Source organism: Mycolicibacterium insubricum (assembly GCF_010731615.1).
GTDB lineage: Bacteria > Actinomycetota > Actinomycetes > Mycobacteriales > Mycobacteriaceae > Mycobacterium > Mycobacterium insubricum.
The window spans coordinates 516,048-536,825 of record NZ_AP022618.1; the positions used below are offsets into that span (position 1 = coordinate 516,048).

The 20,778-nt window shown below is 69.2% G+C and carries 25 protein-coding genes; 8 read left to right on the forward strand and 17 right to left on the reverse strand.

Annotated features, from left to right (window positions below; translation table 11 throughout):
- A complete protein-coding gene (gene eccB / locus G6N16_RS02400) occupies positions 1–1,440 on the reverse strand; it encodes a type VII secretion protein EccB (protein WP_083032506.1) in 1,440 nt (479 codons plus the stop codon).
- A gap of 49 nt (positions 1,441–1,489) precedes the next feature.
- Entirely contained in the window at positions 1,490–1,798 is a 309-nt protein-coding gene (locus G6N16_RS02405) for a DUF2710 family protein (protein ID WP_083032507.1), read from the reverse strand.
- A 105-nt stretch (positions 1,799–1,903) separates the two neighbouring features.
- On the opposite strand from G6N16_RS02405, the gene G6N16_RS21530 reads away from it, so the two are divergent.
- Positions 1,904–2,059, forward strand: coding sequence for a hypothetical protein (locus tag G6N16_RS21530; RefSeq protein WP_165756840.1), 156 nt, complete (start codon positions 1,904–1,906; stop codon positions 2,057–2,059).
- Here G6N16_RS21530 and G6N16_RS02410 read toward each other — a convergent pair.
- The 6 genes from G6N16_RS02410 to G6N16_RS02435 form a co-directional block, all read right to left on the reverse strand.
- Complete coding sequence (locus tag G6N16_RS02410; protein ID WP_083032509.1) at positions 2,034–2,345, reverse strand: DUF2694 family protein; 312 nt, start codon at positions 2,343–2,345, stop codon at positions 2,034–2,036. The two genes, G6N16_RS21530 and G6N16_RS02410, sit on opposite strands and share 26 nt — an antisense overlap.
- Positions 2,342–2,659 carry an ESX-1 secretion-associated protein gene (locus G6N16_RS02415; RefSeq protein WP_083032510.1) on the reverse strand — a complete coding sequence of 106 codons (318 nt, stop codon included), beginning with the start codon at positions 2,657–2,659 and terminating at the stop codon, positions 2,342–2,344. Before G6N16_RS02415 ends, G6N16_RS02410 begins: the two co-directional genes overlap by 4 nt.
- A 28-nt stretch (positions 2,660–2,687) precedes the next feature.
- Positions 2,688–4,154 carry a DUF4226 domain-containing protein gene (locus tag G6N16_RS02420; RefSeq protein ID WP_234805955.1) on the reverse strand — a complete coding sequence of 489 codons (1,467 nt, stop codon included), beginning with the start codon at positions 4,152–4,154 and terminating at the stop codon, positions 2,688–2,690.
- A 48-nt stretch (positions 4,155–4,202) separates the two neighbouring features.
- A complete protein-coding gene (locus G6N16_RS02425; protein ID WP_133052976.1) occupies positions 4,203–4,577 on the reverse strand; it encodes a DUF4226 domain-containing protein in 375 nt (124 codons plus the stop codon).
- 149 nt (positions 4,578–4,726) lie between these two features.
- Positions 4,727–5,545 (reverse strand): C40 family peptidase, encoded by an 819-nt coding sequence (locus G6N16_RS02430; RefSeq protein WP_083032513.1) that lies wholly within the window; start codon positions 5,543–5,545, stop codon positions 4,727–4,729.
- Between the two features lie 30 nt (positions 5,546–5,575).
- Positions 5,576–6,337 (reverse strand): helix-turn-helix domain-containing protein, encoded by a 762-nt coding sequence (locus G6N16_RS02435; RefSeq protein ID WP_083032515.1) that lies wholly within the window; start codon positions 6,335–6,337, stop codon positions 5,576–5,578.
- A 144-nt stretch (positions 6,338–6,481) separates the two neighbouring features.
- Here G6N16_RS02435 and G6N16_RS02440 point away from each other — a divergent pair, with 144 nt between their 5' ends.
- On the forward strand, positions 6,482–6,886 hold the full coding sequence (locus tag G6N16_RS02440) for a WhiB family transcriptional regulator (RefSeq protein ID WP_083032516.1): 405 nt from the start codon (positions 6,482–6,484) through the stop codon (positions 6,884–6,886).
- 58 nt (positions 6,887–6,944) lie between these two features.
- Here the strand turns inward: G6N16_RS02440 and G6N16_RS02445 are convergent, their stop codons facing one another.
- Complete coding sequence (locus G6N16_RS02445; protein ID WP_083032548.1) at positions 6,945–8,021, reverse strand: phosphotransferase family protein; 1,077 nt, start codon at positions 8,019–8,021, stop codon at positions 6,945–6,947.
- Between the two features lie 154 nt (positions 8,022–8,175).
- Positions 8,176–8,415: a hypothetical protein gene (locus G6N16_RS02450; protein ID WP_083032518.1), complete on the reverse strand. Its 240-nt coding sequence runs from the start codon at positions 8,413–8,415 to the stop codon at positions 8,176–8,178.
- 245 nt (positions 8,416–8,660) lie between these two features.
- On the opposite strand from G6N16_RS02450, the gene G6N16_RS02455 reads away from it, so the two are divergent.
- Entirely contained in the window at positions 8,661–9,026 is a 366-nt protein-coding gene (locus G6N16_RS02455) for a SpoIIAA family protein (protein WP_083032519.1), read from the forward strand.
- On the opposite strand, the gene G6N16_RS02460 is transcribed toward G6N16_RS02455, so the two are convergent.
- Both G6N16_RS02460 and G6N16_RS02465 read right to left on the reverse strand, forming a co-directional pair.
- Entirely contained in the window at positions 9,023–9,559 is a 537-nt protein-coding gene (locus G6N16_RS02460; protein WP_083032521.1) for a DUF488 domain-containing protein, read from the reverse strand. The genes G6N16_RS02455 and G6N16_RS02460 overlap by 4 nt on opposite strands.
- A gap of 42 nt (positions 9,560–9,601) precedes the next feature.
- On the reverse strand, positions 9,602–10,351 hold the full coding sequence (locus G6N16_RS02465) for an SDR family oxidoreductase (RefSeq protein WP_083032522.1): 750 nt from the start codon (positions 10,349–10,351) through the stop codon (positions 9,602–9,604).
- A gap of 76 nt (positions 10,352–10,427) precedes the next feature.
- Between G6N16_RS02465 and G6N16_RS02470 the strand changes: the two genes are divergently transcribed.
- Together G6N16_RS02470 and G6N16_RS02475 are read left to right on the forward strand one after the other, a co-directional pair.
- Positions 10,428–11,309 (forward strand): LysR family transcriptional regulator, encoded by an 882-nt coding sequence (locus G6N16_RS02470; RefSeq protein WP_083032524.1) that lies wholly within the window; start codon positions 10,428–10,430, stop codon positions 11,307–11,309.
- Positions 11,310–11,339: 30 nt separating this feature from the next.
- Positions 11,340–12,065, forward strand: coding sequence for a VIT1/CCC1 transporter family protein (locus G6N16_RS02475; RefSeq protein ID WP_083032525.1), 726 nt, complete (start codon positions 11,340–11,342; stop codon positions 12,063–12,065).
- 37 nt (positions 12,066–12,102) lie between these two features.
- On the opposite strand, the gene G6N16_RS02480 is transcribed toward G6N16_RS02475, so the two are convergent.
- Positions 12,103–12,564, reverse strand: a complete 462-nt coding sequence (locus G6N16_RS02480) for a MarR family winged helix-turn-helix transcriptional regulator (RefSeq protein WP_083032527.1) — start codon at positions 12,562–12,564, stop codon at positions 12,103–12,105.
- Positions 12,565–12,819: 255 nt separating this feature from the next.
- On the opposite strand from G6N16_RS02480, the gene G6N16_RS02485 reads away from it, so the two are divergent.
- Positions 12,820–13,431: a hypothetical protein gene (locus tag G6N16_RS02485; protein ID WP_110810926.1), complete on the forward strand. Its 612-nt coding sequence runs from the start codon at positions 12,820–12,822 to the stop codon at positions 13,429–13,431.
- Positions 13,432–13,565: 134 nt separating this feature from the next.
- Here the strand turns inward: G6N16_RS02485 and G6N16_RS02490 are convergent, their stop codons facing one another.
- Complete coding sequence (locus G6N16_RS02490; protein WP_234805956.1) at positions 13,566–15,041, reverse strand: serine/threonine-protein kinase; 1,476 nt, start codon at positions 15,039–15,041, stop codon at positions 13,566–13,568.
- Positions 15,042–15,218: 177 nt separating this feature from the next.
- Between G6N16_RS02490 and G6N16_RS02495 the strand changes: the two genes are divergently transcribed.
- Positions 15,219–15,998: a DUF3159 domain-containing protein gene (locus G6N16_RS02495; protein ID WP_083032530.1), complete on the forward strand. Its 780-nt coding sequence runs from the start codon at positions 15,219–15,221 to the stop codon at positions 15,996–15,998.
- 22 nt (positions 15,999–16,020) lie between these two features.
- On the opposite strand, the gene G6N16_RS02500 is transcribed toward G6N16_RS02495, so the two are convergent.
- Entirely contained in the window at positions 16,021–16,239 is a 219-nt protein-coding gene (locus G6N16_RS02500; protein WP_083032531.1) for a hypothetical protein, read from the reverse strand.
- 187 nt (positions 16,240–16,426) lie between these two features.
- On the opposite strand from G6N16_RS02500, the gene G6N16_RS02505 reads away from it, so the two are divergent.
- Positions 16,427–17,890, forward strand: a complete 1,464-nt coding sequence (locus tag G6N16_RS02505; RefSeq protein WP_083032533.1) for an HNH endonuclease signature motif containing protein — start codon at positions 16,427–16,429, stop codon at positions 17,888–17,890.
- A gap of 10 nt (positions 17,891–17,900) precedes the next feature.
- On the opposite strand, the gene G6N16_RS02510 is transcribed toward G6N16_RS02505, so the two are convergent.
- Together G6N16_RS02510 and G6N16_RS02515 are read right to left on the reverse strand one after the other, a co-directional pair.
- The gene (locus G6N16_RS02510) at positions 17,901–18,764 is read right to left on the reverse strand and encodes an AAA family ATPase (RefSeq protein WP_234805957.1); all 864 of its coding nucleotides are present in this window, start codon (positions 18,762–18,764) and stop codon (positions 17,901–17,903) included.
- A 161-nt stretch (positions 18,765–18,925) separates the two neighbouring features.
- The gene (locus G6N16_RS02515; RefSeq protein WP_133052977.1) at positions 18,926–20,770 is read right to left on the reverse strand and encodes an alpha/beta fold hydrolase; all 1,845 of its coding nucleotides are present in this window, start codon (positions 20,768–20,770) and stop codon (positions 18,926–18,928) included.
- Between the last annotated feature and the right edge of the window lie 8 nt (positions 20,771–20,778).

The window sequence follows — 20,778 nt, forward strand, 5'->3', positions numbered from 1 at the left end:
TCAGCCGCCGCCGATCGCGTCCCGGGCGGCCAATGCCGCCGGCCGGGTGACGGCCGGTCCCGCGGCGAAGGTGCGCAACAACGGCCAGGGTGCCTGCACGACGTCGCCGGCGTCGATACCCAGCGCCGAGAGCGTCGCCTCATCCCAGTCGATGCCGAACCGGACCCCCTGCGGGGAGATCCAGAACAGGCTCTCCCGAGTCTCGGTCTCCGGTGCGGCACTGGTGCTGGCCACCAGGTTCGCCGCACCCGGCAGCACCAGGGTCTGGTCCGCCTCCACCGAGTCGGGTCGCCGGTCCTCACGTACCAGCGACACCAGTCGCGGGTCCTGGGACTGCGGGATCGGCAATCCCCGCCCGGACAGCACCCGGGTGACCGACCGGCGGTCGGTGGCCAGCTTCGCCCAGGACACGCAGGTGACCGGGTTGGTGGCGGTGTCGACGAACTCCAGGCGTCGATCCGGGTAGTAGTCGACCGCGAGTGCGTCGACGGCGGGCAGCCCGATCAACCTGTCCGGCGAGATCGGCTGCGGCGCGGTGCTGCCCTGGTGCACGGCGGTGCGCAACAGGTCGGCGACGAATCGGCTGACCGACTGGACCCCGTCGGCCAGCAGCACGTGGTAGCCCGACGGGGTGCCGCCGGCGTCGTGGGTGGCCAGGACAGTACCGACCGGGGTGCCGTCCAACCACCGCGACGGGGTGCCCGCGCCCGGCACGACGGGCACGATCAGCGGCTCGGTCGCCGGCAGCGCGTCGTAGAGCGCGGTGGAGATCGGGATGGGCCGGGTTACCCCCGGGTCGAGCCCCAGGTTGAACGTCAGGGTTCGGTCCGTCGGGTCGATCCGGGACCGCTGCCCGTTCCAGACGACGTGGGTGGCTCCCGCGTGGCTGACCAGGATGGCGCGGTCGGGGGCCAGCTCGTCGGCACGGCCGCCGGTGGTCGGGGTGCCCGCGATGGCGGTCACCCGGATCGCCGAGCCATGACCCGGTGCGGTGTCGCACAGCGTCCACGCCGAGTTTCCGCGGGTGACGGCGAGTTCCTCGGGGGCACCGGGGATTCCGATCATCGGGCCGGTCGGGTGGCGGGCGATTTCCGAGGCGCTGACCCAGGTGGGCGCCTCCGAGCTGCCGGTGGCCAGCCGCGCCGAGGTGAGGTTGAGCGCGGGATGCAGCCGCCCGTCGATACGCGCGTAGACCGCTCCGGTCCGGCGGTCTCCGACGATGCTGGCCTCCCCCACCAGCCCCGCCGGTTTGAGGACGTGCAGCAGCGCCATCCAGCCCACGCCGATCAGCACGAACAACATGCCCAGTGCCAGGGCGGCCTGTTGCTTGCGGTCGTCGTGCTTCATCCGGACGGAGAACCGGGTGATGGCGGCGCGCAACCGCCGGTTGTAGAACAGGTGTCCGGAGTTCTGGTCTCGGTTGGAGAGGTTCAGCGGCATGGCATCCGCCCGTGGAGTCCGGGCCGATGTCGCGCCGCCGGCCGGAGGGTCATTGCAGTTCGCTGCCGTAGCGGGCCAGGTTGTCGGCGTATGCCTCGTCGCGGAGTGCCGCGAAGACGCTGTTGATCCGGTCGGCGAGTTCGTCGTGGGTGTATTCGGTGACCGTGTGGGCGCCCAGGACCAGTTCGAGTAACCGGCCGTCGGCGTTGACGACGGCGCGTACGTCGCCGAGGTCGGCGGTGTAGGTGATGTGCTCGGCCTCGCTGACCAGGGCCTCCCAGCGGTCGGCGGCCGCGGTCAGGTCGGCCAGTACCGCCTCGACCAGGGCCCGGTCCTCGCCGGGGTCGTTGACCGTCACCTCATCCTCACCCCCCGCGCTCGAGCGTACGACCGAACCGGCGTACTCCCAAGGGGTTGGGACAACTGAATTGTGCGACCCGGTGCCGGGCAGTACCGTGCGGTGATGGCCGAGGTGTCGTTACAGCAGCAGTTGGACGAGGTGCGCGCGCTGCTGTCCCGCGCCCGGGCGCTGTTCGGCGCGAATCCCGTTGAGCCGCCTGCTGATTTCGTGCCGGAAATCGTGTCGCCCGGTGCTACCCCCGGCGCTCGGCGCGTTTGAGCCGATGCTCCAGCAGGTGTTCCCGGGCGGTCGCCAGGTGGGCCGGGGTCGGTAGTTCGTCGGACGGGGTGTGGCCGGCCGCGGTGATCTCCTCGCGAACCGCCAGCACCGCCATCAGGTGCGAGACCTGCCCGGCCCGGGTGATGGCCTCCGCCAGGCTGGCCGCATCGGTGCGCAGCGCACCCTCGGTCAGGATGACGCTGTCCAGGTAGCCGCCCCGGGTGCTGCGGAACAGGATGTGTCCGCTGGGATGGGGGGCGTCGAACGCCGGATCCGGTCCGATCACGGCCGGTCCTCGAGCAGCGCGCGCAGCCGGGCCGCGCCGTCGGCCTCGTTGCGTTCCCAGAGGTTGGCCGCCTCGTGCAGATGCTGGGCGAGTTGATGGTGCTCGTCGGCCTGGGCCAGATAGCACTTTCTGCGCTGCTCCAACAGGTCCCGGGCCGCTTCCCGGAACTCACCGAAGATGGGGCCGAGGGAGTCGATGCTGCACTGGATGTCGCCGTGCTTTTCCGGCACTGCGCGCAGCTGATCGGCGGCCTCGTCGTGCCGGGCGGCCAGACCGCGCAATTGGGCGGGATCGACGTCGATGTTGTCGGCCATCGCGGGTTTCCTTTCGGCATGTCCGACCCTAGGTGGCCGGGCGGGTGGGTGCAGGGGTTTGTCCGGGTTGGGCTGCGGCGGGCGCTCTCTCAGCGTCCTCGGCCATCAGCGGTTGCCAACCCAGGAAGTTCGGGCCGCCGACGTTGGCGATCGGCTGCAACTGGCCGTCGAACCAGGCGCGGTTCCCGTCGAGGGCGACCGCGAGCCGGTCGGTGAACATCGCGATGTCCCCGGACTGCAGCTTCGCCGGGTCCAGCGGGTGCTCGATCGGGGTGTCCGGCGCCGGCACCACGATGCCCTGCTGGCGGAACGCGTCGGTGATCGGGGTGCCGGCCAGCGTCGCGGTGAGCGCGGCCGCTATCCGACCGTCGGCGACGGTGACGACGTCGCCGTCGGGCAGGGTGACCCCGGCGGGTTCGGCCTGCGCCCCGTCGCCGGCGCTCGGTCCGGTCTCAGGGTTCGCGTCCTCGGCCCCACCGGGGTCCGGGTCGGTATCCGGGTCGGCGGTCCTCGGGTCGTTGGGATCTGCGAACAGATCCTGCAGTCTCTCCGATGACGCCAGCGGATACCTGTCCGCGGTCGGGGAGGTCCCGAGTCCGCTCTCCCCGCTGCCGACCGCCGGCATCGACAGCGTCGGCAGGCTCGGCAGGGTGACCGGTGTGCCGCCGCTCTGCCCGACGGGCGTGGTCCCGACGGGGGTGCCTGCGGCCGGGGCGCTCTGGGCGGGCTCGGCGCTCGCCGGTGCAGTCGTCGCCGGGGATTCGAGGTAGGGGTCCAGATACGGGTCCGCCGGGTCGCCGACGCCGTAGGCCTCCGCGGGCGGCGGGGCGGCGGGGTTGGTCGCCCCGCCGGACGTTGGCACGGCCGCACCGGGACTCGTCGCGCCCGGGGTTGCCGTACCGGGAGTCGTCGCGCCTGCTGCGGACGGGTCCGACGGCGGGGTCGCCGAGGCGCGGTACAGGGCCGACCAGGCGCTGGCCAGCCCTGCGCGGGATACCGCGTCCAGGCTCGCATTTTCGATCACCGCGCCGATCTCGCGTAGCTTGCCGATCAGGTACCGCTGGAAGTCCCGGGCGCCGGCCGGGGTGTCCAGGTCGGTGCGGGTTCGGACCGCGTTCTCGACGTCGGCCTGCAGTCTGTCCAGCGCGGCGGTGCCGTCTGCGGTGACGGCGTGCGCGCTGAGGATGGCGGTGACGACGTGCAGGTCCAGCAGGGCGACCGCCGAGTTCTGGTTCGCCAGTGCGGTCTCGGCCAGGTTTATCGCCGACGCCCCCGCGCCGTCGCCCGGTCCGATCGGTGCGTGGCTGTCCGGGTCGAACAGCGTGGGGTGGTTGCGCCGGATCGCCTCGACGACGCCCTCCCAGGCCTCCGGTCGTTGGCCGAGCGCCGTCAGGTCGGTCTGCGCCGGATCCAGTCCCGATCGCCACGCCTCGGGGTCTCCGGTACACCGCGCGACGTGTCCGATGACGCTGAGCACATCGGCGAAAGTGGTCACGCCGCGGACGCTACCGCCGCTGCCTCAAGGTGCCAATTCAACCCGGGGTCAGTCTGTGGATAACCCGGCGCTCTGCCGATAGATCTCGGAAAGTTCCTTCAGCACAGCAGCTTTAGCCTCGCCGGCGGACTGCGCGTCGGTGACGACCGCACTGATATCGCGCAGCTTTCCGATCAGCAGCCGACGGGTGGCCGCGGCCTGCTCGGGCGCATCGGCGCCCACCCGGTCACCGGCGGCCACCAGTGCGTCGAGTTCCTCATCGATGCCGTCGAGTCGGCGCAGTGCGGCGTCGACGGCGGCGTGCGCATCGCGCAGGGTCGCGCGCAGCCGTGCGTCGGCGGCGGCGAGTTCGGCGTCCCGGCGCGCCAACACGGACTGCGCGTCGCTCAGTACCCCGGCGGCCCGGCCCCGCTGGTCCGACATGGCCTCACCGTACTCCCGGTCGCCCCCGAGCACACTTCACTCCCGCACCCTCGGGCCGCACTCCCGCTCCCGGCCATTGACCCAGACCTCACGCCGACGACACGCGCGTTTCGACCGACGTGGATTCTGAACCGATGCCAAAGGGGCGCTCAGCCGGGGCGCCGGATGGCGATCGCCGATCCCAGCCTGCTGATCTGCACGTTGCGACCGGGCTCGGGCGCCTCGACCACCATGCCGTTGCCGATCGCCATCTGGACGTGCCCGGTGCTGGGGAACACCAGGTCGCCGGGCTGGACGTCGGAGCGAGCAACCGGGATCCCGATGTTGATCTGCTCGTAGGTGGTGCGCGGCAGGCTGATCCCGGCCTGCCGGTAGGACCATTGGGTGAGGCCCGAGCAGTCGAAGGTGTCCGGACCGGTGGCGCCCCACACGTAGGGCCGGCCCAGCCTGGACAGCGCCGAGCGCACCGCCGCCGCGCGGGCCCCCTGCGGAAGCGTGAGCTTGAGCCCGGTGCGCCCGCGGCGCTGCGCCAGGTAGCGCAGGGCCCGCAGTGCCGCGGCCCGACGCCGGGCGTTGTTGCGGGCGGCGAGCACATGCCGGTGCTGCGCGCGCAGGCGCCGGATCCGTCGTCGCAGCGCCTCTCGTTGCGCGACTGGCGAATTCGACGTCGGCACCTGGTCCGCTCTGGCCTCGGCGAGGATCCGACCGGTTGCGGTGCGCGCCTCGGCGTGCTCGGCGTGAGCGTCGGCCAGGCGGGTGTGGGCCGTGCCGTCGGTCACCCCGGCCCGCCAGAAGTCGGTGCGGGCGTCGGTGATCGTGCGCCGGTAACCGGCGGTGACGGCTACCCGATCGGCGCCGGCGCCCAGCGCCGCGACGGCCTTCTCGGCATCGGGCGCGCCGACGGCCATCGGGGCGGACTCACCGAGGAACAGCGCGTGCGCCCGGGTCAGCAGCTCCAGCTCCGACATCCTCGGCACCTCCCCGTCAGTTCGTCCCCGTCAGTTGGTTTCGCCCACGCTCCGGTCGCCGGCGTGGGCTGCGACGAAGGCCCGGACCCGGGCCAGCGCCCCCGCCGGCACCGCGCCCCGGATGCGGATGTCCCACAGTTCGTCGGCGTCGATGCCCAGCAGGGCGGCGATCACGGTTTCCGGCAGCCCGGACTCGGTACAGGCGCGGTCGAACTGGGCGGCAAGGGCACCGGGCAGCCGGGCGAGCAATTCGGCGCGGGTGTGTTCGAGTTCGCGCAGCGAGTCCAGCAGCGCACCGCCGGGCGCCGCGCCCGCGTTCACCGCGACCCGCCACGAATTGGCGGCCAGTAGCTCGGCCTTCACGCACTGGGTGATCACCGAATGAATATACGTCTCATATTCGTTTGATGTGCTCGCGGGCAGTCGGGCGATCACCGCGCGCAGCGTTTCCAGCTGGGCTTCGGCGAACCCTTCGAACACCGCCGTGTCGGCGTTGCGGTCCACCACAACGGGTCCGGGCCCGGGCGTTTTCGGCTTGGCCGGCACACCGGTCAGTTCGGCCAGTTCTCGTTGCGGATCGTCGGAGAGCAGTAGCCGACCGTAGCTGCCCGGCGGCAGGCCGAGGCCGTTCTCTACCTTCTGAACTGTGCTTTTATGCGGCTTACGGGCGCCGCGCTCCAGGAAGCTCAACCCCATCACGCTGACCCCGGTGGCTGCCGCCAGCTCGGCCAGCGACCATCCCCGCGCCTCCCGCAGGGACCGGATCGCGGCGCCGGCAGATTCCCGGCTCATCCGCGTACTCCGACCATGCCCGAATGGTACACAGCCGGTTCATCCGCCTGTGGATATCTGGTTTGATCGTCGTTTCTCTTGCCTTCGCGCCGTTTCCATGTATACGATATTGTCATCGTTTTGAATCGGAGGAGGGATCAGATCATGGAGCTTCCGCCCTGCACGACGGATCCGGACCTGTGGTTCGGCTACTGCGACGACGACAGCACCGACGGCACCTCCAAGGCCCGGGTGTACCAAGCCGCCGCGTTGACCGCCCGCACGCTGTGCCTGCGGCGCTGTCCGCTGGCGCAGCAGCGCCGGTGCGCGCGCTATGCGCTGGAGGGCGGGGAGGCCTTCGGAGTGTGGGCGGGGATCAAGCTGCCCGGCAACCAGTGGCGGCAGCGCCGCGAGCTGGACCGGGCCCGCGCACACCTGCGGCGCATTGCCGCCGGCGAGGTCACCCCGCGCGAGATCCCGGAGAACGACGCCCTGCTGCGCCGCGGCGGCGGCCCCGCACCCGCGCAGGCGATCGTGTTCCACCTGCCGGTGCGCCGCCCCGCCGCCTGACGCCCGCCACCGCCGGTTCCCCAGCCTCGCGCCGAGCCTGCGCGCCGCTCCGGGACCGCTACGTCGCCGTCATCTCGTCGATCAGCTCAAGGGTGCCGAGCTCGCGGATGGCGGCGCAGCCCCGAGACAGCATCGCCAGCATCATGTCGTCGCCGCGCTCGCTCGAGGCGGCGAAGGCCACCCCGAAGGTGGAGATGAGGGTAATCTGCGGCAGACCCAAACGGTAGTCGCGCCAACAGCTTTGCGCGTCGTACCCGGTCACGCCGTAGCCGATCAGCGCCCGGTGGTAGGCCTCGACCAGTTCGCGTTCGGCGCCGGAGCGCTGCTCCACCGGGAGTCCGGTACCCAGGAAGTAGGCGAGATCGCGGGCGGGGAGTCCGACCGACAGTGTCTGCCAGTCCACCACCGTCACCCGGGTTCGCTGGGGGTCATAGAGCAGATTGTCCAGCCGGTAGTCGCCGTGCAGCAGCGCGAAACGCTCGGGCTCGCACATCAGCCAGTCCCGGGTGTGCTCGGCGGTCGCCGTCAGCGTGTCGCGGTCGGCGGCCGTCATCCGGTCTCCGAGCACGCCGAGGGTGGTCTCGGCGGCCGCGACGGCGGCCATCTGCAGGCCCGCGGCGAAGTCGGCGTCCGGGCGCGGCATCGTCACCCCGGGGAAGGTCAGCCACTCGGGGTCGCCCCACCGGGGGCCGTGCAGTCCGGCAAGTGCGACGACGGCGAGCTCGGCCTCCCGGATGGAACACCCCCGGATCTGGTCACCCTGCACCGAGGGTGCCAGATCTCCGAGCAGCATGGCGAAATCCAGTCCGTCCCGGTCGATCTCGCAGAAATAGCACGGCGGCAGCGGCACCGCCAAGGTGGCGGCGGCATGCGTGTAGAACATGTACTCGGCCCGGTATCCCAGGGTCACCCGGGCCCGGACGTCCTGGTCCTGGGACACCAGTTTGGCCACCAGCGTGCTCGGCAGCTCGGCGGACGGATCGGCGTATTGCGGCCGGACCCGGTACGTGGCCCCGGTCTGTCCAGTGCCGACGGTTTCGACCGTCACCGCGGTGACCGGCGCGCCGAGCACCTCGGTCAACCAGGTCGCGGTGATGTCGTCGGGGCCCGCCGGAATCTCGACACTTGTCGCCATGGCCACCTCACTGTGATCGCTTCTGCGGATGCGACGCTTCACCGGCATCGCGTTACAGAGTCAAGCACGAACGTAAGGCTTTCGGGTCGATGCGCTGATATCCGCGGCGACCAGCGGGCCCGGGCCGAGACCGTCGCTGTCCGGCCGGGGACGGCTACGGGGTTCCGGCGGCGACGCGGTAGCAGTTGGTGCCGCCGATGCCGAACACCGTCACGCTCTCGCACCGCATGAAGCTGCCGTCGGGCTGATCCGACGGGTGGTCGCACCGGCCGCCTCCGTTGCCCAGCACCGTGATGTTCGTTCCCATGCACTCGGCCGAAGCGACCGGAGCCGAGATGACCCAGCCGGTCAGCGCCGCGCCGACGGCCATAACAGCGATTCCCAACTTTTTCATGATTTTCCCCCTTGGCTCGTGGCAACGGTGCGTTGCCGTGACCGCAACGTTGCCGAATCGTTGCCCGGAAAGCCATGGATTTAAACAGCTTGACTAACAAGTTCATCCGTTCGGACTACAAGAACCCGGCCCGAGCGCCTCCGGTCGTATGACACCAGCTCAGGCACCCGAGAGCGGCGCGGCTCCCGGCCCGGATCGGGCGTACCGTCGAGACTGCCTCACCGCGCTCTGCCGAAGGAGATCCGATGATCGAGTTGCTGTCCGATATGCCCGCCGGAGTCGCCGGGATCTCGGTGTCCGGAAAGCTCAGCCGCGACGACCTCGCGGTGGTGCCGACCCTGGAGGACGCCTTCAAGGGCGACGAGTTCCGGCTCGTCGAGGTGATCAACGACGACTACGCGGGCTTCGGCCACGGAGGTCTGGTGGAAGACATGCGCGTCGGGTTCGGCGCGCTGATCAAGCACCACGCCCAGTTCAAGCGAATCGCCATCGTGACGAACCTGAGCTGGGTCACCCACACCATCCACGCCCTCGCCTGGATGATCCCCGGCGAGATGAAGACCTTCACCCTCGACGAACTGGACCAGGCCAAGGAGTGGGCCGCGAGCTAGTCTGCCGCCCGCACCGGCGGATAGGTGATGTCCCAACCGTCGACGCGCGCGTTTTCGTCCAGTACCGCCCGCCGGGTCGAGGTGGGCGAAAGGATGTCGATCACCTCGACACCGGCGACGATCAGTGCGTCGGTGATCAACCGGCGATGGCAGCGCCACGGCACCGCCTCGCTGCACATGATCGCCGGGCGCTCACGGGCAGCCATCGCCAGCAGCTCGTCGAGACCCTCCCGGAACTGCGGGGTTGCCATGTAGTCGGCGTAGTCGCGAAACGCCTTGACCCGCCACGCGCCGTTGGGGCTCGCGACGCCCACCGGGGTGTGGCGTCGTCCACCCAGCTTGGGCAGCCAGCGATACTCGATGTCATCGGGCAGTTCGGCGATGATCGCGTCCCGGTTCCACTGCGGGAACTTCCGGGACGACGGGTAGGACCGCACGTCGGCGAGCAGCGTTATGTCGTTGGCGCGCAACATCGCCAGCACTTCCCCGAACTCGCGGGTCGAGTGCCCGATTGTCCACACCCGTTCTGCCATCACGTTTCACTGTAGTGACCCGCGGCGGTTGGGTGGAGGTGGTCAGCGGGTGGTGTAGCCGCCGTTGACGAACAGCGTCTGCCCGTTGACCCAGTGTCCCGGACCGGCGAGGAACACCACCAACGGCGCGATGTCCTCGATTCGGGTCAGCCGGTTGCCCATCGCCTGGGACTTGTGGAACTCCACCCGCTCCGGGGTCTCCTGCGGATAGAAGAACGGCGTGTCCATCGGTCCCGGGGCAACGTTGTTGACGTTGATGCCACGGTCGGCGAATTCCTTTGCGCCGGCGCGGGTGAAGTGCTCGACGGGACTCTTGGACCCAGCGTAGGACGAGTAGCCGTCGGTGAAGGCGGCCAGCAGCGACGTCACGATCGTGGTCACCGAACCGCCGTCGTTGAGCCGCCGGCCGGCCTCCTGCAGAAAGAAGAATGCGGCCTTGGCGTTGACGTCGAACATGGCGTCGTACTCGTCCTCGGCGATCTCCAGGATCGGCTTGCGCAGCACCTTGCCGACGGTGTTGACCGCGATGTCGACCGACCCGAACGCGCCGGCCGCGACATCGAAGAGTGCGGCGATGTTCTCCGGCCTGGTGAGATCGCCCCGTACCTTGATCGCCTCGGCGCCGGCGGCCCGCACCGCTTCGACGGTCCGGTCCGCATCGGGTTCGCTCGCCGCGCTGTTGTAGTGCACCGCGACGTTGACACCGGCACGGCCCAGTTCGGTGCTGATCAGACCGCCGAGATTCTTCGCGCCGGCGGCAACGACGGCAGACTTTCCTTTGAGTTCGCTCATGGCTCGGACGTTAATCCGTTCATCCACAAAACAGAAACAGTTGATTCACGTTTTCTCACAATTAGTATTTGTTGTCATGGTCGCCGATCTTCGCCGCCTCCGGCATTTCACCGCGGTTGCGGAGGCGGGCGGTTTCACCGCCGCTGCCACCACCGCGCACCTCAGTCAACAGGCGCTGAGCACCTCGGTGCGTCAGCTTGAGACGGAGTTGGGCGTCGACCTGTTCGTGCGCACCGGGCGCCGCGCGGTCCTCACCCCGGCCGGACGGGCACTGCTCGCCGAGGCGCGGCCACTGCTGACGGCCGCCCGCACCGTCGACCAGCGGGTCCGTGCCGCGGCGGCCAGCCCTCGAGTATGGACGGTCGGACACAGCCCCGCACTGGACAGCGCGCAGGTGTACACGCTCATCGAACCGGCGATCACCGCGTTCCCGGAGATGTCGTTCACCCTGCGTCAGTGCTATCCCGATCAGTTGATCGCCGGGATACTCGACGGCACATTGGACCTGGGCCTGCGCCGCGGCGTTGCCGACGGCGCCGATATGGCCGCGGGGGTCATCGGCTACCACCGCATCCGCGCCGCAATACCCGCCTCCCACCGACTGGCGGAAGCTCCGCACATCACCGTGAACGACCTCGCGGACGACCGACTGGTGCTGTGGGCGCCACCCGGGGCGTCCTTCTTCAGCGACTTCCTGATGGCCGCCTGCCGACGCTGCGGCTTCGAACCCGACTTCGTGGTGAGCCGAGTGCAGGGTGCGGCGATGGTGGCCGCTCCGCTGACCACCGGAGCGATTGCCCTGGTGACGGCCGAGCCCGGGCCGGTCATGAATGGCCGCGTCCGCGTCGTCGAGCTGGAGCCACCGCTGCTGGTCCCGGTCCAGGCGCTGTGGCAACGCCACACGGTGTCCGACATCCGTGATGTCCTGCTCGCCGACGAGCGGGTTCGCCAAGGCTAAGTTTGCTGGCGCGGCCCCCGCGAGCTCTCTATGGTCAGGAGCGTGACCGCCACCTCGCATCCGTTTGAGCCACACACCGAAGGCCTTGCGGCACGGCTGAACTGGCTTCGCGCCGGCGTGCTCGGCGCCAACGACGGCATCGTGTCGACGGCGGGCATGGTGGTCGGCGTCGCCGCGGCGAGCGCCGATCGCGGTCCCATTTTGACCGCCGGCGTTGCCGGCCTGCTCGCCGGGGCCGTCTCCATGGCACTGGGTGAGTACGTGTCGGTCAGCACCCAGCGGGATACCGAGAAGGCGTTGCTGACCAAGGAACGCCGCGAGCTGCGGACCGAACCGGCCGCCGAACTGGAGGAACTGACCGGTATCTACCGGGCGAAGGGGTTGTCACCGGAGACTGCGCGGACCGTCGCCCAGGAGCTCACCGCGCACGACGCGTTCACCGCACACGCCGAGGCGGAGCTCGGCATCGACCCGCAGGAACTGACCAACCCGTGGCAGGCGGCGTTCTCCTCGGCGCTCTCGTTCACCATCGGTGCATTGCTACCGCTGATCGCCATCCTCTGGCCGCCCGCGACGGCGCGGATCCCGATCACCGCCGTCACGGTGCTGGCGGCGCTGGCCGTCACCGGCGTCGTCTCGGCACGCCTCGGTCGGGCAAATCCGCGGCGAGCAGTACTACGCAACATGGTCGGCGGCGGGCTCGCGCTGCTGGTCACCTTCGCGGTCGGACATCTGGTCGGGGTTGCGATCGGCTGATTCGCGGGTTCGGTCAGGGTCGCGGGCGGTCCCGGCTTCAGTCCCGACGGCAGTTGGCGGTGTCGTCGGACCCCGTCGGCCACGGGATCCCGACCTCGCCGAGAAGTTGCTTGAGTTCATGGCGGCGGTCGTCGCCGAGGCCCGTCAGCACCCGCTCGTCGGCGACCCGGATGGCCGCCTCGGCCCGTTTCAGCAGCGTCGTGCCGTCCCGGGTGAGCCTGGCCGGCAACGCCTTCCCGGTCGCCGGGGTGACCGGTCGGGTGACCGCGCCGCGCTCTTCCAGGCCGCGCAGCACCTGGTTCATCGCCTGCGCCGAAACCTGCGTGCCGCGGGCTAGCTCGGCGCTGGTCTGACCCGGCTTCAGAGCGAGAATCCGCATGCACACGTACTCGGGCAGCCCGATGCCCAGCGGACTCAGTTCGGCGGTGACCTGCGGCCGTAGCGCAGCCATGACCCGATACAGCAGAAAGCCCAGTGGCTCGTCGTCGGCGCCGGTCATGCCCCATATCGTGACACGCACCTCCTTTCCTGCGAGCGTGCGCGTCCCCGGTCGACACGCCGCACCCCCTTCCCGCGAGCTTCCCGCGCGCGTGCGTATCTCGCGCGTGCGTATCCCCGGTGGACACGCCGATCGTTCACAGCCGCCTCACATATCAGGTTCCTTGACACCTACACCGACCGTGCGTATCAAGGAAATTGATAGATGGGCTCGCCACACTGGGTTGGCCCGGTATCTACGCGAAGGGACACGAGGATGTTTTTCAACGGATTCAACGGCGGACCCGGTTGGGGCGGACAGCAATTCGGCGGGCCCGGCGGGTTCGGCGGCGGCTTCGGCGGTGGGTTCGGGCCCGGCGGGTTCGGAGGCTTCGGCGGGGGCGGCTTCGGCGGTCCGGGTGCCGGCAGAGGACCCTGGTTCCTCAAGCGCGCCGCGTTCGGCACCGCCGCGGTTCTGCTCGACGGCCCCGCCACCGCCGCCCAGGTGATCGAGCGCGTCTCGGCCGCCACCGACGGCGCGCTCAACCCTCCGGAGGACATCGTCGAACTGGCCATCGCCCTGCTCGCCGGGCGCGGACTGGTCACGGTTGACGACGGGGTGGCCTCACTGACCGATCTCGGCAGGCAGCTCCTGGCCTTCCGCGGCGTCACCAGCGAGACCGCACAGCTGTTCTTCAAGAAGGCCGGCAAGTTCGCCGACGTGTTCAAGATCCGCAAGGAGCTGTTCGAGGTCGCCGGGCTGGCCCGCACCATCGCCTTCACCGGGACCGACGAGCAGAAGGCCAAGCTGGCCGAGACCCGCGGCAAGGTCCTCGCGGCCCTGACCGAGGCCAAGAAGGAACTGCACCGCGTCCTCGCCGACGGCTGATTCCCGCAGACCCGCCGCGGGTGACCTTCGGGTCATCCGCGGCGGTCTGCGCTGGTGAACCACCGCGCGGGCCCCGGACCCGAATGGGCATGCGCCGCCGAACATTGGCGCGCGTGCAGGAGATTCGGGGATCGCTACCTGTCGATATCCGAATCGGTGATCAACAGGCTGCCGTCGCGACGGATGATCCGGAACCACCGATTCTCGCTGGACACCCGCCCGTCGTTGCTCACGTACTCCAGATGAGCGACGACGCGCTGGTCCCCGTCGGGAGCAACCGCGGTCACCGACACCGAGCGGATGGACGCCCAGAAGTCGCGGTAGCCGCTCCATCCGGCACGCTGCTGGTAGCCCGCGTCGAGCTTCGGCCAGGCGTCCTCCGGGCGACCCGGAAGCAACGCGTAGTAGCCGGTGACGAATGCCTGCATCTCATCGAAGCCGATTCCCGTGGCCGGGGCCGAAGCGCTGGTGCTCACGGCCGGCGCACTGCTCACGACAGAGCCTCCACGGGGACCCGCGGTCGAGTTCCCACCGCCCCGCTGACCCATGATCGCGACCGTGGCGGCGACAGCCACCGCCACCAGCGCCAGGACGCCGAGCAGGATCAACAGCACCGGACTGCGCTGCGGCACCGCGGCGGGCATCGGTGTGACCGGCTGCGGGGCGGGCGCCGGGATGGGCTGTGGCAGTACCGCGGTCTGCGGTGCCCACCGGGTCACCGGGACCGTTGCCGGCGTCGGTTCCCGACCGACCCCGACGGCGGGCGCAGACGGCTGGGCGGCGGCCTGCAGCGCCGCCGCGAACTCACCGCAGGTCGCATACCGCTGATCCGGGTCTTTCGCCAGCACCCGGCGAAACACCTCGTCCACGCCGGCCGGCAATGCCGGATTCACCGCCGACGCCGATGGGATCGGCGCTGTCAAATGCGCCATCAGCACCGTGGACATCGAGTCCCCGGCATACGGCGGCTGTCCGGTCATCAGCTCAAAGGCCGTGCAGCCCAACGAGTAGAGGTCGGCCCGACTGTCCAGCGGGCGGCCTTCGATGGCCTCCGGCGAGACGTAGGAGACGGTGCCCATCGTCATCCCCACCGAGGTCAGCGCCGTGCCCTGGTCGGCCACCTTCGCTATCCCGAAGTCGGCGAGCTTGACCGTCGCGAGTTGGCCACCCGGTTCGAAGGCCAGCAGGATGTTCGCCGGCTTCACGTCGCGATGGGTGATCTGATACTGCGCGTAGGCGTAATCCAGTGCTGCGCCAGCCTTTTCGATGACGGGAATGACGAGGCCCAGCGGCAGCGGTCCGTGCTGCTGCAGCATCTGCGCCGCGTCCGAACCGTCGATGTACTCCATCGCCAACCACAGCCGCCCGTCGTACTCGCCACGGTCGTAGATGGTGATGACGTTCGGGTGCCGCAACCCCGCCAGCAGGCTGGCCTCCTGGTCGAACCGGGCCCGAAACTTCTCGTCGCCGCTGACGGCCGCGTTCAGCAGCTTCACCGCATCGCGGCGCGGGAGCCGGGGGTGCTGCACGAGATACACCTCGCCCATGCCGCCCGACCCGATGAGGCGAATCACCCGGTATTCGCCGATCGCGGCAACAGGCTCAGTCACCCGCCGAGTCTCGCATGCGACGGCCCGGGCGGCGGCGTCGACGCGAGCCGCGTCGACCGTGGGCCGGAATCAACCCGTCGGGTCAGGAGGTCCCACGCTCGGCGTCATGCACCCCGGGACACCGCGGCGGGTCGCATCAGCCCCCGGTGTCGTGCAATCCTCGATACTCTTCCGTCCATGACGGGCTTCATCGACGGCTACCTACGCTCACCGCTTTCCGGTATCGCCCCCTGGGTCTTGATGTCGGTGCTGTCGAGCCCCGGCAAGTTCGAGGTCGCGGTCTGTACCGCGCTGGGACTGACCCTCGCGACGCTGTGGCTAGCCCGGCGGCGCGGCATCTCGATCCACACACTGGAAGTGTTCGGCGCGCTGTTCTTCATCGCACTGGCCATCGTCGGCCTGGTGGCGACCCCCGGAGTGATTTCCTGGCTGGAACTGTGGGCCGGCGAACTCACCAACGTCGCGCTGGCACTGTTCGTCATCGCCACCATCGTCGTCCGCCGACCGTTCACCCTGCCGTACGCGAAAGAGCAAGCTCCCCAAGAGTATTGGGACTCACCGCTATTCATCCGGATCAACTACGTCATCTCGACGGTATGGGCGATGGCCTTCACCTTCTCGGCGGCGGTCGGCTTGGTCGGCGACGCGGTCCTGTACCAGCCGGACAACTTCTGGACCGGCTGGGTATTGCAGCTGGCGGCGATCTTGTTCGCGGTGTCGTTCACCGAGTTCTATCCCGACCATGCAAGCGCCAAGGATGCAGCCGCGCGCGGCGAGCAGGAACCGGCGCCGCCGATCGCGAAGCTTTTCGACTGGCTCCCGACCTTCGTGCTGATCGCCGGGATCTTCGGCTGGGTCACCGACGCTCTGCCCGACGCCGCCGGGATCGGGATGATCGTCGCCGGCGTGCTCGGCAATGTCGTCGTCAACAAGCTCGTCCCCGCCGAGGCGGCCTGACGCCGACGCCCCCGTCCCAACGTCAGCACTTCAGATCCTTCACGGCGTCGCCGACCTTGTCGACGACGTCCTTGGCGACGCCGGGACCTTGATCGCCCTGGCTGTCTTCCGGCTGCTCGTTCTCACCCTGCTGCGCGGTGTCGTTGTCGACCGGATCGTCGGCGTGCGCCATGGGCGCCCACACGAGCAGTGCCCCGGCGGCGAGAGCGGCGGCGTAGCGCGCAGCGGTGATCTTGACCATCGTGAACCCCCTGGTGGTTTTCTGCCGAACCAATGTGCTCGGCACGTCCCTGTCGGCGGCCTAGCGAAAACGACGCCGGACGGGGACGGCTTCCGTGGATATTTTCTCATTGAATTCTTAGAGTTTGGGAGTCTGTTTTGTCGGCCTGACCGGCGTTTTTGTCAGTGGCTCGAACTAGCGTTTGGGTATGAGTTCGACGACGGTTCCCGGGGAGGGGATTCCCGGATGTGGGCTCCCGGAGCCGGGGGTGGGCCGGCTGGCGGATCGCGGGACCGTCGCTGCCGCGCTGAGCCGGCTGGAGGCCGCCGCCTCCGACTTCGACGCGTTGAACCTCGACGCGTTGTCGGACACCGATGTACTGGCGGTGGCGGGCCGGTTGGAGGCCGTGGCCCGGGCCCATGCGGTCACCGATCACCGGGTCATGGCGCGCCTCGCCCGGCTCAGCCCCCGGGAATTCGGCGCCAAAAGCGTGGTGGAGCTGATCGCGACCCGGCTGCGGATCAGCCGCCGCGCCACCCACACCCGGCTCCGCGCCGCCGCCCTACTATCCCCCCAGCTGCCCATCACCGGGGCCGCGTTGCCCCCGAAACTCCCGGCGACCGCCGCCGCGGTCTCCGAAGGCCGCATCAGCGGCGAACACGTCACCGTCATCGCCGACTTTATGGCCCGCCTGCCCCAGCGCGTCGAACCGGAACTGCGCGCGGAAGTGGAAGCCGAGTTGGCCGGCTACGCCACCGAAACCACGCCTGAAGACCTGCGCGCGTTGGCGTTGCGGCTGGCGTCGATGATCGACACCGACGGGCCGCTGGACGATGAGGACCGGGCACGTCGGCGCGGCATCGTCATCGGCCCCCAAGGCGTCGACGGGATGAGCAAACTCACCGGCTGGGTGACCCCGCAGTGGCGGGCCACCGTCGAAGCGATCTGCGCCAAACTCGGGGCGCCGGGCATGTGCGACCCCACCCAAAAGGATCCCTGCGTCGACGGGACCCCCACCCAGGAACACATCGACGGGGATAAACGCAGCGTGGAGCAGCGCACCCATGATGCGCTGCTGGCTGCTGGGCGCGCGGTCCTGGCCTCGGGAAGCCTCGGCAAACTCAACGGCCTGCCGGCGACCATCGTCATCACCACCACCTTGCAAGATCTCACCGATGCCGTCGGGGTGGGGATCACCGCCGGGGGCACCGTGCTCCCGATGTCCGATGTGATCCGCGAAGCCCGCGAGGCGTATCACTACCTGGCGGTGTTCGATCGCCACACCAACATCCCCCTGTATCTGGGACGGTCGCGGCGCACCGCGAGTCCCGGGCAGCGGATCGTGCTCTACGCCCGCGATCTCGGGTGCACATTCCCCACCTGCACCACGCCGGGCTACCGGTGCGAGATCCACCACTGCGACCCCTGGCGCGGTGTCGGGCAGACCAACGTCGACGCCATGGCCCAAACCTGTCCGGGCCACCACCGGATGACTGAAGGACACCCCGCCACCCGCTGGACCGTCCGCCTGCGCAAAGACGGCCTCGTCGAATGGGTCCCACCCCCCAAACTCGACACCGACGGACCGCGGGTCAACAACTACCACCACCCGGGGCGCCTGCTCACCCGATACCGCAACCGACCCAGAACCACCGGAACACTGCGGAGTTAACGAACCGTCGTTACAGGTACAGACCGTCGGGCACGGCAGCCCGGTATCGACCACTACCGACCTCGGCCAACAGTCCGTCGGTGCTGATCGGCTCGCCATCAGGTACGGAAAGTACTGCACGCCTGACGATTTCACGCAGATCACTACCGCTGATCTGTTCGGGCAGCCGGCCCACCACCGTCGCGGTATCCACTCCGGATCCACCAGGCAATCCCGCAACGAGACTCGCCAGGATGCGGGCGGCGGCGGCGCGACTTGGGAAGCCGACCTCGACAATCGCGTCGAAACGTCCCGTCCGGATCGCCGCCTGATCCAAGGTGGTGGCATCGTTGGTAGACGCCAAAGTCAGAATGCGGGCATCCGCGGCGATGTCCATGGCCTGCAACAACTCCGACAGTCCCGACCTGCCGCCCCTCCGGTCGGCGCACCACAGGTCGACATCCTCCAACACCAATAGCACCGGACCGCCCAACTTCTCGGCTTCCTCTACCACCGAGGTCAACAGCTGCTCATCGGCCCGCGCTGCGAGTCGATCGAGTACTTCGCGGGCCCCGCTCTGATGTTCGGGCCTGACGTACACGCTGACCGAGAGGTCGCTCATCAGCCCTCGCCGAATGTCGATCCCGATCACGCACCCGACATCCGCGAGCACCGTCCCGGCCGGGAAGAAGGCGCGCAGGCACTGCGGATGCCGCAACGCGCGGCCGCCGATTTCGGTCTGAGTCCACCTCGGTGGAGCGCTGTACTGGCCTGCTCCCACCTCGCAGGCCTGTTCGTGAGCATCGATCCACTCGGCCAACACCAATGCGGTGGTCACCTGCGCCACCGGTGTGAGCTCGTGCTCCTCATCCACAAGGTTTCCGATGTCGGTCACGCCAAGACACCGGGCGGTGAATCTGTCTGCCGACTCCGCACCGTCGGGGCGCTCGACGACACCGACCAGCAACTCCCCCAGCGCTTTCAGGCTCGGTCGCTGACCAGGCTGACACGCCGCCCGTGGGTCGGCAAGCGCTTTTGCCCGCTGCCGCTGTGTCGCTACCGGAGGGCGATGAGTGGCGACACCGCCTCGGGGTTATCGGCCACCAACGGCTGGTAGACCGCGAACCGGAACAGCACGTCGAGAATCACCTTTGCGATCGGATCCCACGGCATTGCGATCACGGTCTTGTCCGAGGCCTGGTCCAGCGGGGTCGCGCTCGCAGGCCCCGCCGGGTTGTAGCTGGGCGGGGTGCCGTCGTACATGTCGTTGATCCAGCTACTCGCGAGCACTTTCACCGCATCGATGTTCTCGGGCTTCGAGAAACCGGCGACGATGTACTCCGCGACCTGCAGGATCGGGTTGCCGCCCTGCAGTGCATCGATGTGTCGACCGCCGGCGAGCACCACTCCGTTGAAGGAATCCGGGCGCGCGGCCTGCAGCTCATCTCCCACCACTCCGTCGAGGTTCCACGTGTAGCGCTCCGACGAAATCTCCAGCACCGGCCGGTAATCGTCTCCGCTGAGTCTGTCCAACCCATCCGGGATGGCGTTGTCCATGTCGACGGCATCAAGCAGGACGACGCCCTTCAGGTTCCCGATGGATTCATCGTCCATCTTTTCTGCGGCACCCATGACGAGCGTGCCGCCCAGTGAATGCCCGACGAGCACGAAGTCCTTCGGCAGCGCCCCGGTGTAGCCGGCCTCGGCGGCACTGGCCGTCAACTGCGGCCGATCGCCTCGGAACAGATCGGCCACGTCCTGCTGCAGCGGATCGCCTCCGAGCCATTCAGCCTTGGGGTCAAACAGATTCGACGACATCGACGGTGCGACGACGATGCTGTTGGTGCTCTCGGCCAGATACGCCGCGGTGTAGCTGTACATCGGCCCGGTGGCCATGAACCCGTGCTGCAGATAGATCAGCCGGGTGTTCTCGTCGACCTCGTCCGGGAAGTACCAGTCCGCGCGGACCGTCTTGCCGGAATCCGGCAGCACCAGCGTCGAGGTCCGCACCGTCACATTGCTGCCGGCGGGTAGCACCGGCGGCCCGGAGAAGATCTGCAGCACCGCGCCGAGCAACGAGAAGACCACCGAGCCGACGACGTTGACCGGTCCGGCCAACTCTGCGTCGCGCAGAGTGTCCACGCCCTGGCTCAGCGAGGTGGCGACGCCGATGGCCGTGGCCCGCACAGTGGTGGCGAAGACATGGGCCGCGTCAGAGGTGTCGGTCACCAGCGTCCTCAGCTGGGAGGTGAGCTGAGCCAGGGCCGCGGTGGTCGGCACGGCGTTGTTGCCGGCCAGGGACGCCGGCTCCGGCTTGGCCGTGGCATCGGTGGTGACGATGGCGAGCGTTTTCACCGGCGTTGCCTGCCCGGTGACCGTTTCCCCGTTCTCCGCTTCACCGGCCGCGGGTTCGCTCGAAGCCGAAGCCACGGTTGCCCGCTGCGTCCGATCCCCCGGCACCCGTGCGGTCAGCGCCACCAGTAGCTCACGGCCACGGGCCTCGGCCTGCTCGGTGAACGATCCCGGCTCGATCGTCTCCTCGGGCACACCGCTGCCGGGCAGCGTCACGGGGATCTGCGCAATGAGGTCCTGCGGCGCAGGTAGTTTCAGAACTCCCGCGGGGATCCGCAACCCGGCCGTCTCGACGCCCGAGTCGGTTGTCTCGACTCCCGAGGACGCGGGGGGATGCTCTGTGATCGACTGCGCCTTGAACTCCTCCGCCGACGGCGCGGGCGATTCAGGACGGACTTTGTCCGCATGGCGGCCCAGGTTGGCACCGCCACCGGCGCCGTCCACTCCGTCACCAACGCTGCCCAAGCTGCCTCCGCCGTCCAACCCGCCGCGGACGCCCACCGAACCGCGGCCGCCGCCGCCATCGGCACCGCCATCGGCGCCATCCACGCCGACGG

Bases quoted from the DNA above. Each gene is read 5' to 3' on its own strand.
- G6N16_RS02450 (WP_083032518.1), bottom strand. From the start codon at position 8,415: ATGAAAAAGTTGGGAATCGCTGTTATGGCCGTCGGCGCGGCGCTGACC.
- G6N16_RS02440 (WP_083032516.1), top strand. From the start codon at position 6,482: ATGGAGCTTCCGCCCTGCACGACGGATCCGGACCTGTGGTTCGGCTAC.
- G6N16_RS02470 (WP_083032524.1), top strand. From the start codon at position 10,428: ATGGTCGCCGATCTTCGCCGCCTCCGGCATTTCACCGCGGTTGCGGAG.
- G6N16_RS02445 (WP_083032548.1), bottom strand. From the start codon at position 8,021: ATGGCGACAAGTGTCGAGATTCCGGCGGGCCCCGACGACATCACCGCG.
- G6N16_RS02475 (WP_083032525.1), top strand. From the start codon at position 11,340: ATGGTCAGGAGCGTGACCGCCACCTCGCATCCGTTTGAGCCACACACC.
- G6N16_RS02495 (WP_083032530.1), top strand. From the start codon at position 15,219: ATGACGGGCTTCATCGACGGCTACCTACGCTCACCGCTTTCCGGTATC.
- G6N16_RS02505 (WP_083032533.1), top strand. From the start codon at position 16,427: ATGAGTTCGACGACGGTTCCCGGGGAGGGGATTCCCGGATGTGGGCTC.
- eccB (WP_083032506.1), bottom strand. From the start codon at position 1,440: ATGCCGCTGAACCTCTCCAACCGAGACCAGAACTCCGGACACCTGTTC.
- G6N16_RS02435 (WP_083032515.1), bottom strand. From the start codon at position 6,337: ATGAGCCGGGAATCTGCCGGCGCCGCGATCCGGTCCCTGCGGGAGGCG.
- G6N16_RS02500 (WP_083032531.1), bottom strand. From the start codon at position 16,239: ATGGTCAAGATCACCGCTGCGCGCTACGCCGCCGCTCTCGCCGCCGGG.
- G6N16_RS02430 (WP_083032513.1), bottom strand. From the start codon at position 5,545: ATGTCGGAGCTGGAGCTGCTGACCCGGGCGCACGCGCTGTTCCTCGGT.
- G6N16_RS02485 (WP_110810926.1), top strand. From the start codon at position 12,820: ATGTTTTTCAACGGATTCAACGGCGGACCCGGTTGGGGCGGACAGCAA.
- G6N16_RS02425 (WP_133052976.1), bottom strand. From the start codon at position 4,577: ATGTCGGACCAGCGGGGCCGGGCCGCCGGGGTACTGAGCGACGCGCAG.
- G6N16_RS21530 (WP_165756840.1), top strand. From the start codon at position 1,904: ATGGCCGAGGTGTCGTTACAGCAGCAGTTGGACGAGGTGCGCGCGCTG.
- G6N16_RS02480 (WP_083032527.1), bottom strand. From the start codon at position 12,564: ATGACCGGCGCCGACGACGAGCCACTGGGCTTTCTGCTGTATCGGGTC.
- G6N16_RS02465 (WP_083032522.1), bottom strand. From the start codon at position 10,351: ATGAGCGAACTCAAAGGAAAGTCTGCCGTCGTTGCCGCCGGCGCGAAG.
- G6N16_RS02455 (WP_083032519.1), top strand. From the start codon at position 8,661: ATGATCGAGTTGCTGTCCGATATGCCCGCCGGAGTCGCCGGGATCTCG.
- G6N16_RS02460 (WP_083032521.1), bottom strand. From the start codon at position 9,559: ATGGCAGAACGGGTGTGGACAATCGGGCACTCGACCCGCGAGTTCGGG.
- G6N16_RS02415 (WP_083032510.1), bottom strand. From the start codon at position 2,659: ATGGCCGACAACATCGACGTCGATCCCGCCCAATTGCGCGGTCTGGCC.